We start from the raw sequence: 15524 nt of genomic DNA on the forward strand, positions 1-15524 counted from the left end.
TCTCTGCCTTGGACTTTATAACCGCCAAAAACATTGACAGATTGTGGTGTTAATCCTAAATGGATACAGACAGGAACCGCACGCTCAGCCAGCATTTTTTACTGTTGGAATTAGCCAGCGACCTCCTTCAATCTTCACCATATTAGCCCCTGCTTGCATCAGAATGCCGGCATTAAGGCAAGCTTGTTCAGGTGTTGAATAAGACATAAAAGGCATATCAGCAATTAAGAAAGCATTCGGCGCACCCGCTCTGACACAACGGGTGTGGTAAGCAATTTGTTCAACCGTAACAGGTAACGTGCTGTTATGACCTTGTAGTGTCATTCCTAAGGAATCACCAATCAACATCGCTTGAATACCTTCTTGTGCAAAAAGGCGAGCAAAACTTGAATCATAAGCGGTAAGTGTGGCGAATTTTTTCTTTTCTTGCTTATAGCGATTCAGCGTTGAAAGCGTAGTGGGTTTCATTGCAACAAACTCCATCATTGTCGTTTTTTGTGTGTAGATAACATTATTGCTTAGTGTAATATATTGTTTATTAAGGAAAATATTTAGTTATCAAAATAAAGCCGCTTTTCGATTGTAGCATTTTAAGGATTAAAAAACGAAGAAAAAAGTAACGCAATGAGCAATAAAAAAAATAATAATTGTTAATTTTTATTTATATTTATCAATCGATTATAGGTTAAAAATAAATATGAAAGAGTTTAAAGATTGAGAAGAAGAGGTGAGTTTGAAAAATCGAGGGAAAGAAAAAGCGAAGTGATAGGTTGATACTGTTTATATTTTTTTACAGTATCAACCTTTAGCATTAAAGGCGTATTAGTGTGAAATTACCACTTTTCCATGCCATTTTCAGGCACTAGTGCCAATCTATCTGCTAATAACTCGCCATCAGGAAAGCGAAGATCTGGGGCTAATTCAGCTAATGGATAAAGCATAAATTCGCGTACTTTAAGTCCGTAATGAGGTACGGTTAATCGCTCAGTTTGGATCACATCATCACCAAATAACATAATATCAAGATCAAGCGTTCTTGGCCCCCAACGATGGCCTTCTTTTCTGACACGACCTTGTGCTAATTCAATCGCTTGTGTGTTATTAAGTAACTCTTCTGGTGTTAATGTTGTATCAATCGCAACAGCAACATTAAGGTAATCAGGCTGATCTTGCGGCCCCATTGGGCGAGTACGATACCAAGATGATTGTGCAATCAATGTTGTGTGCGGGATCTCACTGATTGCCTTAATCGCTGAATTCACCTGATTTTCAGGTGAATCCAAATTACTTCCCAAAATGATATAAACACGTTTTTTCTGCTTATTCATTGGTGTTCTCTTGTCTAGATGCAGATTTAGCACTTGGATGGCGAGGGCGTTTACGAGGACGCGGACGCCTGCGAACAGGTGCTTGACCTAATTCAGAGACCATTGAGCGTTGTTGCGTATTGTTAGATGCTTGGAAATCAGCCCACCAATTTGCTAATGCTTCAAGATCGGGATTACGTTGTACATTGGCACGTAATTCCAGTAAATCGAACGCGGCACGGAATTTAGGGTGTTCAAGTAATTTATTCGCACGACGACCTTGGCGTTTAGGTAAGCGTTGTTGTAATTGCCAGATATCACGCATTGTTGTGGTAATGCGTTTTGGTATTGCAATAGTACGGCATTGCTCATCTAAAATATCATTCATCGCCATAGAGAAAGAGTCATAGTAAGAAAGACCGCTTTCTTGGACTAATTTTTCAGCATGTTCAATTAATGGATACCATAGCATCGCGGCAAATAAGAATGCGGGATTAACTCGCATCTCTTTATTGATGCGGTAGTCCGTATTTTTGAGAACTTGATCTAGCATTCTCTCCATCGGCGTATCATGTTGCTCTGTCATTTTTGACGCAATCAGAGGAAACAGTGGCTCAATTAATTGATAACGGCACATTAACTTGTAAGTTTTATAGCCTTGCCCTGTTTGTAATAGTTTTAGTGACTCTTCAAAAAGACGAGCTGATGGAATATTACGCAATAAAGGGGCGAGTCTGCTAATTGGCGCTGCAGTTTCTGGCGCAATTTGCATATCTAATTTGCTGGCAAAACGAATGGCTCTCAGCATTCTGACGGGATCTTCGCGATAACGCGTTTCAGGATCGCCAATTAAGCGAATAATTCCCGCTTTTAGATCTGCTAAACCACCAACGTAGTCACGCACAGCAAAATCATCAACACCGTAATAGAGGCTGTTTAATGTAAAGTCACGACGAATGGCATCTTCTTCAATTGAGCCAAAAATATTATCGCGCAGTAACATGCCACTTTGTGCTTGCTGAGATTGGTTATTATCTGAAACTTCATGATCTTCATGAGATCCGCGGAAAGTCGCAACTTCAATCACTTCAGGACCAAACATAATATGAGCAAGACGGAAACGACGACCGACTAAACGGCTGTTACGGAATAATCGACGTACATCTTCAGGTGTTGCATTAGTGGCAATATCAAAATCTTTTGGTTTTTTTCCCAATAATAAGTCACGGACACCACCACCAACTAAATAAGCCTGAAAGCCAGAGTTATTTAAGCGATAAAGTACTTTTAATGCATTATCACTGATGTCTTTACGTGAAATTGGGTGTTGATCTCTTGGGATCACAGTCATTGGCAAATCACTCCCGTTCGCCTTTTCTTTATTACTCTTTTTTTTACGGGGACGGTCTGCGGATATAGCAGGACGCCGACGCACAGGTTTCTGTGTTTCTTGTATTGGTCGGTCAGATGCAGTGACTGGCCTTTCACTTGCTACCGGTTGTGTGTCTGATGACGTTGTTTGTCGCCCTAGCAGATTACGGCAGAAATGTGCTACTCGATTAAAAATATGACACCTCGAATAATAAATTCTAATAATTAAAAAAAAATTAAGCGGCTAATCATAGCCTACTGAACATTTTTTGAGAATGCTTTGTGTGGTTTATTCATATCCTTGTTGCTGATGATTTTGTTTTAAAATCTCAGAAGGTGACCACTTCGCTATCGCAATCTCTAACAATGATGCTAACGAATAATCTTGCCAACCCGCAATAATAGGCTGATTTAGAAACTGTAAAGCATCGATAATGACAGGTCTTGGATCCGTATCAGGTAACGCATGTGCGTGATTTTGTTTTGATAATTTATTACCGTCATGATTTATTGCTAAAGGTAAATGAGCATAACGCGGAATAGGTAAATTCAGTTGTTTATGTAAACTGATTTGTCGCAATGTGGGATCAAGTAGATCGGCACCTCTAACAACTTCGGTTACACCCTGATAATTATCATCAATCACCGTTACTAGATTATACGCAAATAAGTTATTTTTTCTGTGAATAATCATATCTTCTAACACGATAGATGTATTCTTTGAATAATATGTACCTTGAATGACATCTTCAAAATGATAAACAGGGTGCTGTTGGATCAATCGCCATGCACTTTTTTTTATCAAAGGGGGTCACATTATTTGTAAGCGGATGACGATGACGGCAGTGGTTATCATACGCGCCCCCTAGGTCATGTAAACGATGACGGCTACAATGACAGTGGTAGCAAACACCTTCTTTCCAAAGTGTGTGTAAAATTTCACGGTAAGCATCATGACGTTGCGATTGATAGAGGATCTCATCATCCCAGAACAAACCATAATGTTCTAATGTACGAATAATTTGGAATGCAGCGTCAGGAGGTTCTCTAAGAGGATCGATATCATCGATGCGCAGAAGCCAACGCCCATTGTGAGCGCGAGCTTGAAGATAACTGCCGAGTGCAGTAACCAATGAGCCAAAATGAAGTTGACCTGTTGGTGATGGCGCAAAGCGCCCAATATAGTCTGTAATCTCGTGCATCGAAAGATTCAGATTAACGCCTCAACGTATTAGGCTGAGGCGTTTACTTATTATTAGCCAGCCATTTGTTTTTCACGGATTTCAGCTAATGTCTTACAGTCGATACATAAGTCGGCAGTAGGACGAGCTTCTAAACGGCGAATGCCGATTTCTACTCCGCAAGATTCACAGAAACCAAAGTCATCATCTTCGACTTTTTTCAGTGTTTTCTCGATTTTCTTAATGAGTTTACGTTCACGATCACGGTTACGCAGCTCAAGACTGAACTCTTCTTCTTGTGCAGCACGGTCAACGGGATCTGGGAAGTTTGCCGCCTCATCTTGCATATGAGTAACGGTGCGGTTGACTTCATCCCTGAGCTGATTGCGCCAAGATTCAAGTATTAGCTTAAAATGCGCTAATTGGGCTTCGTTCATGTACTCTTCGCCCGCTTTTTCCTGATATGGCTCAACGCCAGCAATAGCGAGAATGCTCATGGACGATGTTTTACGCTTTTGCCCTTCTTGCATAATGCTTCTCCTACATACGCATTTCTGAATAATCCCCACCTTCAAAATAGGAAGGGGAAAAAATAGGGCGCTATAAATAGCAGATGCCCGCGCGGATAGCAATTATTCCTTTAATAAGTTTTCTCATGGTGTGAAGGCACGCAAGTAAATGTCCTTTTTTAGTTAAAAAATGCTTAACTAACACCATGAAAATCAATTAACCATTTGAAATAAAAGGTAATTGCTGTCCAATTGTTAAATCGTATTCACTAATATTGATGCGATAACACAAGATTTCAACCCCTGCATCAGTTGCTTCTTTTAGCAGTGAAGCATAGTTAGGGTCAATCTCTTTAGCAACAGTCACTTCCGTAATTCCAGTATGGGGAACTGCGTAGAATAAGACAGCCCTTAAACCCAATTTTGCGATGGCGGTCAACTCTCGAAGATGTTTCTGACCACGTTCTGTCTTTGCATCAGGGAAATAGCCCATACCGTTGTCAAGTAAGGTGACTGACTTCACTTCAATATAACAGTCAACTTTATGATTTGATTTAAGTAAAATGTCAATACGGCTGTTCTCACTACCGTATTTCACTTCTCGTTTTATTTCGTCATACTCAGATAATTCTGGAATGTCACCCGCTTCAATTGCATCAGCAATAATCCCATTCGCTCTTAAGGTATTTACACAAATCCAATCATCGGTTTGAGTTTGAGTTAATTCCCAACTATGTGGATATTTTCTTTTTGCATTTGTGGAGGTGGAGTACCAAACGGTATCACCGGGTGTCGCACATCCTGTCATTGCTCCAGTGTTGGCGCAATGGAGCGTGAATTCTTCCCCATTAGGGGTAACAACGTCTGCTAAAAAACGCTTATATCGTTTTAGTAAAGTGGCGGATTGTAGCGGTTGCTCAAATTTCATAACGACTCCGATGAAAATACGACCTTTAATAAAGCGCTAATGCTACAATGCCGAGCCAAGAAAGTTAATGAGCTATGGAGCCTCTGTGCATTTATTGCCAATCTTTGATGTAACAGAAAAAATCGTTACTGCGTTAAAACAATCCCCACAAGTTTTGCTGCATGCACCCACTGGTGCAGGTAAATCGACGGCACTCCCCCTCTATTTACTGGAGCAAAATGGCTTTGATGGCAAAATCATTTTATTAGAGCCAAGGCGAATAGCGGCTAAAAGTATTGCTTACCGTTTAGCAAGCCAGCTAAATGAAGATGTTGGAATTACGGTAGGTTATCGTATGAAGGCGGAAAGCAAAGTTAGCTCAAGAACTCGACTTGAAGTGGTCACCGAAGGCGTATTAAACCGGATGTTACAGCAAGATCCAGAGTTGACTGGCGTAAGTCTTGTGATTTTAGATGAATTTCATGAGCGTAGCTTACAAGCGGATTTAGCGCTGGCGCTATTGCTCGATGTACAGACAGGGTTACGTGAAGATTTGCGTGTTTTGATTATGTCAGCGACCTTAGATAATCAAAAACTGACCTCTTTGCTACCCAATGCCCCGATGATCAGTGCACAAGGACGCAGTTATCCCGTCGAAAGAGTGTATTCTCCTATCAGTACACATCAACCCTTTGAGCAAGAAATTGCCACAATGGCATTGCGATTATTGGCACAAGAAACCGGCTCTATGCTGATATTCTTGCCGGGAAGTGCGGAGATCATACGCGTGACTGATATTCTAAAAGATAAAGTGGATGACAATATTTTGCTATTTCCGCTTTATGGCGCGCTTTCATTAGCTGAACAACAAAAAGCGATTGAGCCAACTGAAAAAGGTTATCGAAAAATTGTCCTTGCCACCAATATTGCCGAAACCAGTCTGACCATTGAAGGGATCCGCTTAGTCCTTGATAGTGCTATTGAAAAACGCGCTCAATTTGATTTGAAAAGTGGTGTCACTAGCTTATTACGACAACGAATTAGCCAATCATCACAAACACAACGAGCAGGGCGAGCAGGACGTCTTGAGGCTGGCATCTGCTGGCATTTAATAAGCCAAGAACAGGCAGAACGCGTTGCTTCTCACCAGACACCTGAAATATTAAGTAGTGATTTATCATCGTTATGGCTTTCTGTTTTGCAGTGGGGATGCCGTGACATTCATCAGTTGAGTTGGTTAGATACACCGACATCACAAGCTTTACATGCCGCTAAAGATTTATTGTATCGTTTAGGTGCGATAAATAAACAAGGTGGATTAACATCACGAGGTTCACGCATGGTGCAATGGGGCATTGAGCCTCGATTAGCGGCAATTTTGGATTATGCGAGTGAGCAAAGTGACAATCATCTTGCGACGGCTGCACGTTTATGTGCAATCTTAGAAGAACCGCCACGAGGGCAAGAAATTAATCTTGAGTGGATTGTTCAACAAAAAAATGCCTTCTGGTCGCGACGTGAGAAACAGCTTTCTCAACATCGAAAAGGGACGTTTTGTCCTGAATTATTAGGTTTATTATTAGCGGTTGGATTTCCTGATAGGATTGCTAAAAATCGTGATAACCAAGGGCGATTTCGTTTAGCGAATGGGCAAGGCGCTATGATGGATGACAGGCACTCAATAAGTGATACTCAGTGGATCTTAGCGCCATTATTACTACAAAATGCACATTATGCCGATGTACGCATTTTATTAGCGCTACCCATAGATATTGATGAAATATCAGCGACCTTTCCTGCGCTTATTGAAAATAACACGACAGTTGAGTGGGATGAAAAACGCGGTACATTAGTTGCTTGGCAACAGCGTCAATTAGGGCGATTAACCTTAAGTCAGCGTCAATTCGATAAGCCCAATAAACAGCAAATACAACAAGCGCTATTGAATTGGTTAAGAGATAACGGTTTAAATGCGTTAGCACTGAGTGAAGAGACTCAACAGCTTTTTACTCGTCTTTCTTTAGCGAAAAAATGGTGCCCAGAAGCCTCATTACCTGATTTAAAAGAAACGGTGTTGCTTGAAACTTTAGAAACATGGTTGTTGCCTGAGCTGGGAGAAGTTCAGACATTAAAAGCATTACAACAAATTGATATTAATACCATTATTAAAAATCAATTAACATGGCATGAAAATCAGTTGCTTCAACGCTTATTTCCGACGCATTATTTGGCGCCAACAGGTACAAAAGTGATTATCAACTATGATTTGGAGTTACCTCCTGTGATTGCGATCCGCATTCAAGAGGTTTATGGCGAACAGCAAAGCCCTATTGTAGCGAACGGTCAATTACCTGTTGTGATGGAATTATTATCACCTGCTCATCGACCCATTCAGAAGACACAAGATTTAGCGACATTCTGGGCAGGAAGTTATAAAGAGGTGCAAAAAGAGATGAAAGGGCGTTATCCCAAGCATTTATGGCCTGACTCACCCGCAGATACAGCACCCACACGACGAGTAAAAAAATATAGCCAATAAATGAATATTCGTTTTACCCTAGTTTTATTCGTATTTGAGAGCTTTCTTGTGGGATCACACAGAAAAATAGCGACAATGTTAGGCTTCTTTATCCCGTGATAAAGGGGTTTTAATGAGAGATACAGTTCATGAGTAGAAAGAAAAGACCAGTGAAACAAACCAAAAGAGGTCGTTCTTGGTTTTGGTTATTTGTCAAAATCGCCATTGTGGTTGCGGTTTTAATGGGTATTTATGGTGTTTATTTACATTCTCAAATCAAAGAGCGCCTTGATGGTAATGTTTGGGAATTACCTGCTGCGGTTTACGGACGTACCGTTAACTTAGAGCCGGGCATGAATTATAGCCAAAAAGAGATGGTGAGCTTACTTGAGGGTATGCAATACCGCAATGTGAACAAAATCACTCGTCCTGGCGAATTTGTGGTAAGAGGCAATACAATTGAAATGTTGCGCCGACCTTTTGATTTTCCTGATGGTCATGAAGAGCAAATTTTAGCTAAATTAGCCTTTGAGCAGAATTCACTGGTTAGTATTACTAACATGGATAATCAGCGGCAGTTTGGTTTTTTCCGTCTTGATCCTAAGTTAATTACCATGATGCAATCTGCAAATGGTGAACAACGTTTATTCTTAGCAAGAGATAAATTCCCTCAATTATTAGTGGATACATTAATTGCAACAGAAGATCGCCGTTTCTATGAGCACGACGGTATTAGCTTTTATTCAATTGGACGAGCTGTCTTGGCGAATTTTACTGCGGGTAAAGCAGTTCAAGGTGGCAGTACCTTAACGCAACAGTTGGTAAAAAACCTGTTTTTGACTAACGAAAGAACGTTAAAAAGAAAGCTGAATGAAGCCTATATGGCGATCATTATGGATGCGAGTTATAGCAAAGATCGTATTTTAGAACTGTATCTTAATGAAGTCTTTTTAGGGCAAAGTGGCGATGAACAAATTCGAGGTTTCCCTTTAGCTAGCCTCTATTATTTTGGTCGTCCCGTTGACGAATTAAGCCTTGATCAGCAAGCACTTTTAGTGGGTATGGTTAAAGGGGCATCTGCTTATAATCCATGGCGTAACCCTAAAGCGGCGTTAGAGCGTCGTAATGTGGTATTAAAACTGCTGCAAACTCAAGAGATAATCGACCAAGAGCTTTATAATGTGCTTAGTGCACGTCCTTTAGGTGTGAAGCCACGTAGTGAAGCGTTGACGCCTCAACCGGCATTTATGCAATTAGTTCGCCAAGAGTTACAAACAACTCTTGGCGATAAAGTGAAAGATTTATCAGGTACGAAAATTTTCACCACATTAGATCCTGTTTCACAAGATGCAGCTGAAAAAGCGGTTGAAGTGGGTGTCGCGGATATACGCAAAGTGCGTAAAATTGATGATCTTGAAGGGGCAATGGTGGTTGTGGATCGCTTAAGCGGTGAAGTGAGAGCATTAGTAGGAGGATCTCAACCACAATATGCGGGCTTTAACCGTGCATTATCGGCTCGTCGCTCTATTGGCTCTTTGGCAAAACCCGCAACTTATTTAACGGCATTAAGTGAACCCGATCGTTTTCGTTTGAATACATGGCTTGCTGATGAGCCTATTTCCGTTCCTATTCCGGGAGGTAAGCCTTGGCAACCACGTAACTACGATCGTGGTTATAAAGGTAAATTAATGCTGGTGGATGCATTAGCAACCTCACGCAATATACCTACTGTGAACTTGGGTTTAGAAGTGGGATTAGACCAAGTTATCAAAACGTGGATTAACTTAGGTGCACCAGCAGAAAATCTGGAAAAAGTACCAGCGATGCTATTAGGTGCATTAAACTTAACGCCAATGGAAGTCGCTCAAACTTTCCAAACAATTGGTAGTTTAGGTAATCGTGCAAAACTATCATCATTGCGTTCTGTGATTGCTCAAGATGGCACGGTGCTTTACCAAAGTTATCCTCAAGCTGAAACGACAGTTTCACCCCAAGCGGCTTATATGACGCTATTTGGTATGCAACAAGTGGTGAATTCAGGAACAGCATGGCGTGTATTAAAACCGAAATTTGGTAATTACCATCTTGCAGGTAAAACGGGTACGACTAACGATTTACGTGATAGTTGGTTTGCGGGGATTGATGGCAAGGAAGTGACGATTTCATGGATGGGGCGCGATAATAATGGCCCAACGAACTTAACGGGTTCAACAGGGGCATTATTGCTGTATCGTAATTATTTAGAAAATCAGGCACCACTGAAATTAAATCCACCTGCACCAGAAGATATCGCAGAGATGTCTGTTGATGCTCAAGGTAACTTTGCTTGTTATGGTGGTGGTGTTCGTACTCTACCTGTATGGACAGCAAATCCAGATGGATTGTGTACGCCTGTTCAGCAAGATACCGATGAAAGTGGTGCGCCAAAGTGGTTACAAGATCTGTTTTCTGAATGAGTGATCCTGTCAGTGGGCTAAAATAAAAAACGGCACGTAACGTGCGTTTTTATTGACTATAATGTCATTATTTTTAGTCAATTTATCAAAAAACTAATTGAATCTTAGCCTTTCATTTTATCAAAAGCATACTCTGCGGCATCAATAGTACGTTGAATATCTTCTTTGGTATGCGCAATAGACATAAAGCCAGCTTCAAATGCCGATGGTGCAAGATAAACACGTTTTTCTAACATTAAGTGGAAGAATTGTTTAAAGCGTTCAACATCGCAGTTCATTACATCTTGATAGCAAGTCACTTCTTTAGCATCTGTAAAGAACAGACCAAACATACCACCCACATGGTTGATAACCATTGGAATACCCGCTTGTTGTGCTTTTTCAAGTAAGCCATCTGCTAGCATTGTGGTGAGATCATCCAATGTTTGATGAACACCGGGTTGTGAAACTTCGTGTAAACAGGCTAGACCTGCTGCCATTGCAATAGGGTTGCCTGATAAAGTACCCGCTTGATAAACAGGGCCAATTGGTGCGAGTTTAGACATCACTTCCATATGTCCCCCAAAGGCACCGACCGGCATACCGCCACCGATGATTTTGCCTAAGCAGGTTAAGTCAGGATCAACATCGTAATAAGCTTGTGCGCCGCCTAATGCTACGCGAAAGCCTGTCATTACCTCATCAATAATGAGCAATGCACCAAATTCATCACATAGTGCACGCAAACCGGGTAAAAAGTCTGCTTTTGGTGGTACGCAGTTCATATTGCCTGCAACAGGTTCAACAATGATACAGGCGACTTCATCTGGGTAGTTTTCAAAGGCTTGGCGTACCGAATTTAAATCGTTGTAAGTACAGGTTAAGGTGTGTTTGACAAAATCAGCAGGTACACCCGGTGAATTGGGTTGTCCCATCGTTAATGCCCCAGAGCCAGCTTTGACTAATAAGCAATCTGCATGACCGTGGTAGCAACCTTCAAATTTAATAATTTTGTCACGACCCGTGTAGCCACGAGCAAGGCGGATCGCACTCATTGTCGCTTCTGTGCCTGAATTCACCATACGAACCATATCCATTGAAGGAACTAGTTCAGTAACGAGGTTTGCCATTTCAACTTCAGCAGCCGTTGGTGCGCCAAAACTTAACCCTTTTTGTACCGCATCAGTCACGGCATCACGAATAGCGGGGTGATTATGACCTAAAACCATGGGTCCCCATGAGCCAACATAGTCAAGGTAAGCACGTCCATCGACATCATAAATATACGCACCATTAGCACGTTCAATAAAAAGCGGGGTTCCACCTACACCGTTAAATGCTCTAACAGGTGAGTTGACACCGCCGGGGATCACTTGTTGTGCGAGATTATAAAGCGTTTCAGACTTGCTCATGTCAGACTCCTAATGATGGGTGAGCGTAAGATTAAGGCGTATTCTAAAGCACCGCGCAGATGAAGCCAAATACACGACAACAAGATTTTGATTTATCACTGTTATTGAGGGGATGTGGTTTATCGTAAAAAGTGATAGGTAGCAAAAAGTGTATTTTGTCCACAACAAACTTGAAGGTTATGAGCAGGTATTAGATAATCATCACATTATATCAGCAGGAAAGATAAATTTTTGCTGGCTGTTTTTTTGCTGGAATACCCAGTCTGGAGTGAACAATGAGTGATGATATGGCTCTGCCGTTACAATTTACTGACGCGGCTGCAAATAAAGTAAAAAGATCTGATTGCAGATGAAGAAAATCCAAATCTGCGTTTACGTGTTTATATCACGGGCGGCGGTTGTAGCGGATTCCAGTATGGTTTTACCTTTGATGATGCCATGAATGAAGGTGATATGACCATAGAAAAACAAGGCGTTGCTTTAGTGGTTGATCCTATGAGCTTACAGTATTTAGTGGGCGGTTGTGTGGATTATACCGAGGGGTTAGAAGGTTCGCGTTTCATCGTAACTAATCCTAATGCTAAGAGTACCTGTGGTTGCGGCTCTTCTTTTAGTATTTAATCTGGAAGGTTGTGGCTGCGTCAAAGTTATCCTTTGTTAGACAGTGCGCTCACAAGACTCACATACTTATGTATGCTCGTTTGTTGCGCACTGTCTGTCGCGGATAACTTCTTGCTCGCTCACAACTTTTGTCGGTGGGATTTTTTAAAGATAAAATTTTAAGAACAACACCTAAGAATAAAACCTTAAACGTTCAATTTCCTATTGTTAAATCCTTTCTTGTTTTTCAACAAAACGTAATTTAACTTTTCGCCACTGCCTCACAAATTTGCTGTGCTGCATTAATAATACGGGGTGTCGGGCGACTAAAACTATCTTCATCAATAGCAATAATAGGAACAGTCAACTGGGGTTGCCAAAAGGCTTGTATTGTCGGTATTTGAGTTGCTTTACCACTGAATATGATCAAGTCAGGCTGTTTTGTAAGGACTTGCTCACGGCTTACTTGAGGCCATGCCACAGGGCTACTAGCAAAGATATTTTCTCCACCACAAAGCTCTGTAATAGCGCTCTGCAATGTGCCACTTGATGTGGTAAATAAGGGTTGCATTCCAAATTGAATAAACACCTTTTTCTTGGGTTGATTCGATATATTTGATATATATTTTTGCTGTAACTTCTGATATTGCTGGCGCAATTCTTGGGCATTTTTTATTGCAATATCAGGATGATAGCTATAATTAGAAAGAGTCACGAGATCGTCTGCGATTTCTTCAATACTTTGTGGATCTGAATAAATAATAGGGATACCCAAAGCTTTTAACTGATCTAACGAACGTTGTGGATTACCCCCTCGCCATGCAATCACTAAATCAGGCTTTAATAATAGAATGCGCTCAATATTAATACCTTGCCAATTGGCTACTTGTTCAATATGTTTGGCATCTTCTGGATAATCAGAGTAAGCACTAACTCCGATAATATTATCGCCCATGCCTGCGGCATAAGCCATTTCAGTGGCTGATGGTGATAGTGTAATAACGCGATCAGCTGGTGTGATAGCAATGGCAAAATTGAGCCAAAGTAATGAACAGAATAATAACCCCAAATTGATAAATAAACGCATTACTTTTCCAATAGTAAAAAAATACCCACCTATTTTTTATCTTAGAAAAAGTAAAAAATAAAGGCGGGGTATTGATAAAGCGATATTAGGATTATCTCGACTTAATTAGTCTTTTAATTTATCCAACATCGCTGTCACCATTATGCTTGATTGTTCTGCAGCAACAGATAAAAACTCATCAAAACTTAAATGCGATTCTTTATCGGCTACATCAGAAATAGCACGAACCACAACAAATGGCGTGTCGAACTGATGACAAACATGGCCAATTGCAGTTGATTCCATTTCTACGGCTGCAACATCTGGGAATGTGCGACGGATACGAGCTAAAGGTTCTGCACCATTAATAAAAGCATCACCACTACAAATTAAACCACGAACCGCATTTAATTTTAGCGATTCAATGCATTCTTCTGCGATTTGAATAAGTTTAGGATCTGCAATAAAAGCGGGGGGACATTGCGCCATTTGACCAGGTTCATAACCAAACGCAGTAACATCAGCATCGTGATAACGTACTTCTGTTGAAACAACGATATCACCGACATTTAATCTTGAGTCTAAACCACCCGCAGAGCCAGTATTGATAACGACATCAGGACGAAAATGCTCAAGTAATAACGTTGTGCCAATCGCGGCAGCAACTTTACCAATACCCGATTTTAATAATGCAATATCAACACCGTTGATGGTACCTGTATAAATTTCACAACCACCACGCGATAAGATTTGGCAATCTTCAATTTTCTCTCGCAGAAGTGTGACTTCTTGCTCCATTGCACCTATTACGCCAACTCTCATTGTGTCATACTCACTTGTAGGTTAATAAAAAAATAGAAATAGAGTTTAACATCTATCGGAAAAACACGATATAACACAAAGAATAGAGAATTCGTTTCATCGAAACCAGAAAGAGGACAGAAATGATCGATTTTAAGCTGAAGTTAAATTATCAACGTAAATATAACAGCAGTGATATCGATATTAACGATGAAATACAGGTTTCTCGTCAATTTGAAAGTGATCGTGGGCGTATTATTAATTCTGCAGCCATTCGCCGTTTACAACAAAAAACGCAAGTCTTTCCTTTAGAGCAAAATTCTGCAGTCCGTAGCCGTCTTACTCACTCTTTAGAAGTTCAACAAATTGGGCGTTATATCGCTAAGCAAATTATTGGTGAATTAAGAAAACAAAATAAACTTGAAGCGTATGGCTTAATTGATCGTATCGATAGCCTTGAAAGTTTAATTGAGATGGCGTGTTTAATGCATGATATTGGTAATCCACCTTTTGGTCATTTTGGCGAAGCTGCGATTAAACATTGGTTTCAAAAAGTGTTATCGCCAGAAGCGAGTATTGAGTTTGATTGTTGCCCGTTTATCCCTATGCAGTATTCAGCTAAAGTGCAATTAAATAAATTGCGACAAATGTTACGCCAAGATTTATGCCAATTTGAAGGAAATGCCCAAGCGATTAGAATGGCGCATCATCTCCTTAAATTAAATTTAACCTATGCACAGATTGGCTGTGTATTGAAATACACTCGTCCTGCTTATTGGCAAGGTGAAATTCCCAAAGAATATAGTTACTTAATGAAAAAACCAGGGTATTACTGGTCTGAATTAGCATTTGTAAAAGAAGTGCAAGAAAAATTAGATATGGGGGAATTTTGTCGCTTTCCTCTCACTTATATTATGGAAGCTGCCGACGACATCTCTTATTGCATCGCGGATTTAGATGATGCGGTAGAAAAGGGGATTTTTGATATCAATCGTCTTGTTCAGCTTTTACGAGATGCATGGCGTGAAAATGGTGATGTGTCTGAAGGTGATTTATTTAATATAACAGTGGATCGTGCTTATAAAAAAAGTTGATCAAAATGAAGCAAAACGCAGTATGCAAGATCAATTTTTTATGTATTTAAGAGTTTATATTACAGGAAAATTAGTCCCTTATACGGCGTACCGTTTTATAAAAAATCTTCCTCAAGTGTATGAAGGGAGTTTTAACCATGCCTTATTGGAAGGGAATAGTGCTGAACATCGATTATTAACAACATTAAAAAGCGTCGCTAAAAAATGGGTATTTAGCCATCCTGAAGTTGAAGAGCTAGAAATGAAAGGATATCGCGTGATCAGTGGATTACTTGATATCTATAAGCCCTTGCTTTTATTATCAACTGAAGACTTCTTAAGAT

General features: G+C 40.5%; 8 protein-coding genes and 5 pseudogenes. 4 read left to right on the top strand and 9 right to left on the bottom strand.

Features of this window, described 5'->3' with window-relative positions:
* The 6 genes and pseudogenes from panB to sfsA form a co-directional block, all read right to left on the bottom strand.
* Positions 1-468 (bottom strand): annotated as a pseudogene (gene panB, locus BHE89_RS17140) (3-methyl-2-oxobutanoate hydroxymethyltransferase); the annotation flags it as partial.
* A gap of 365 nt (positions 469-833) precedes the next feature.
* A complete protein-coding gene (gene folK / locus BHE89_RS17145; RefSeq protein WP_069368504.1) occupies positions 834-1328 on the bottom strand; it encodes a 2-amino-4-hydroxy-6-hydroxymethyldihydropteridine diphosphokinase in 495 nt (164 codons plus the stop codon).
* Complete coding sequence (pcnB, locus tag BHE89_RS17150; protein ID WP_409565715.1) at positions 1321-2874, bottom strand: polynucleotide adenylyltransferase PcnB; 1554 nt, start codon at positions 2872-2874, stop codon at positions 1321-1323. The genes folK and pcnB overlap by 8 nt, the downstream gene beginning before the upstream one ends.
* Before the next feature lie 93 nt (positions 2875-2967).
* Positions 2968-3880 (bottom strand): annotated as a pseudogene (gluQRS, locus tag BHE89_RS17155) (tRNA glutamyl-Q(34) synthetase GluQRS).
* 53 nt (positions 3881-3933) lie between these two features.
* Positions 3934-4389 carry an RNA polymerase-binding protein DksA gene (gene dksA / locus BHE89_RS17160; protein ID WP_023580786.1) on the bottom strand — a complete coding sequence of 152 codons (456 nt, stop codon included), beginning with the start codon at positions 4387-4389 and terminating at the stop codon, positions 3934-3936.
* Positions 4390-4585: 196 nt separating this feature from the next.
* Positions 4586-5296, bottom strand: a complete 711-nt coding sequence (gene sfsA, locus BHE89_RS17165; protein ID WP_069368501.1) for a DNA/RNA nuclease SfsA — start codon at positions 5294-5296, stop codon at positions 4586-4588.
* Between the two features lie 85 nt (positions 5297-5381).
* On the opposite strand from sfsA, the gene hrpB reads away from it, so the two are divergent.
* Positions 5382-7814: an ATP-dependent helicase HrpB gene (gene hrpB / locus BHE89_RS17170; RefSeq protein WP_077885122.1), complete on the top strand. Its 2433-nt coding sequence runs from the start codon at positions 5382-5384 to the stop codon at positions 7812-7814.
* A 122-nt stretch (positions 7815-7936) separates the two neighbouring features.
* Positions 7937-10249 (top strand): annotated as a pseudogene (gene mrcB, locus BHE89_RS17175) (bifunctional glycosyl transferase/transpeptidase); the annotation flags it as partial.
* A gap of 104 nt (positions 10250-10353) precedes the next feature.
* Here mrcB and hemL read toward each other — a convergent pair.
* Complete coding sequence (gene hemL / locus BHE89_RS17180; protein ID WP_069368498.1) at positions 10354-11640, bottom strand: glutamate-1-semialdehyde 2,1-aminomutase; 1287 nt, start codon at positions 11638-11640, stop codon at positions 10354-10356.
* Between the two features lie 275 nt (positions 11641-11915).
* Here hemL and erpA point away from each other — a divergent pair.
* Positions 11916-12261, top strand: a pseudogene (gene erpA, locus BHE89_RS17185) (iron-sulfur cluster insertion protein ErpA).
* 241 nt (positions 12262-12502) lie between these two features.
* On the opposite strand, the gene btuF reads toward erpA, so the two are convergent.
* Both btuF and mtnN read right to left on the bottom strand, forming a co-directional pair.
* Positions 12503-13327 (bottom strand): vitamin B12 ABC transporter substrate-binding protein BtuF, encoded by an 825-nt coding sequence (gene btuF, locus BHE89_RS17190; RefSeq protein WP_069368497.1) that lies wholly within the window; start codon positions 13325-13327, stop codon positions 12503-12505.
* A 105-nt stretch (positions 13328-13432) separates the two neighbouring features.
* The gene (gene mtnN, locus BHE89_RS17195) at positions 13433-14128 is read right to left on the bottom strand and encodes a 5'-methylthioadenosine/S-adenosylhomocysteine nucleosidase (RefSeq protein WP_069368496.1); all 696 of its coding nucleotides are present in this window, start codon (positions 14126-14128) and stop codon (positions 13433-13435) included.
* Between the two features lie 122 nt (positions 14129-14250).
* Here mtnN and dgt point away from each other — a divergent pair.
* Positions 14251-15524, top strand: a pseudogene (dgt, locus tag BHE89_RS17200) (dGTPase); the annotation flags it as partial.

It is taken from the genome of Shigella sp. FC1967 (assembly GCF_001743005.1).
Lineage (GTDB): Bacteria > Pseudomonadota > Gammaproteobacteria > Enterobacterales > Enterobacteriaceae > Proteus.

Coding starts and splice junctions, on each gene's coding strand:
- btuF (WP_069368497.1), bottom strand. CDS start 13,327: ATGCGTTTATTTATCAATTTGGGGTTATTATTCTGTTCATTACTTTGG.
- folK (WP_069368504.1), bottom strand. CDS start 1,328: ATGAATAAGCAGAAAAAACGTGTTTATATCATTTTGGGAAGTAATTTG.
- sfsA (WP_069368501.1), bottom strand. CDS start 5,296: ATGAAATTTGAGCAACCGCTACAATCCGCCACTTTACTAAAACGATAT.
- hemL (WP_069368498.1), bottom strand. CDS start 11,640: ATGAGCAAGTCTGAAACGCTTTATAATCTCGCACAACAAGTGATCCCC.
- mtnN (WP_069368496.1), bottom strand. CDS start 14,128: ATGAGAGTTGGCGTAATAGGTGCAATGGAGCAAGAAGTCACACTTCTG.
- dksA (WP_023580786.1), bottom strand. CDS start 4,389: ATGCAAGAAGGGCAAAAGCGTAAAACATCGTCCATGAGCATTCTCGCT.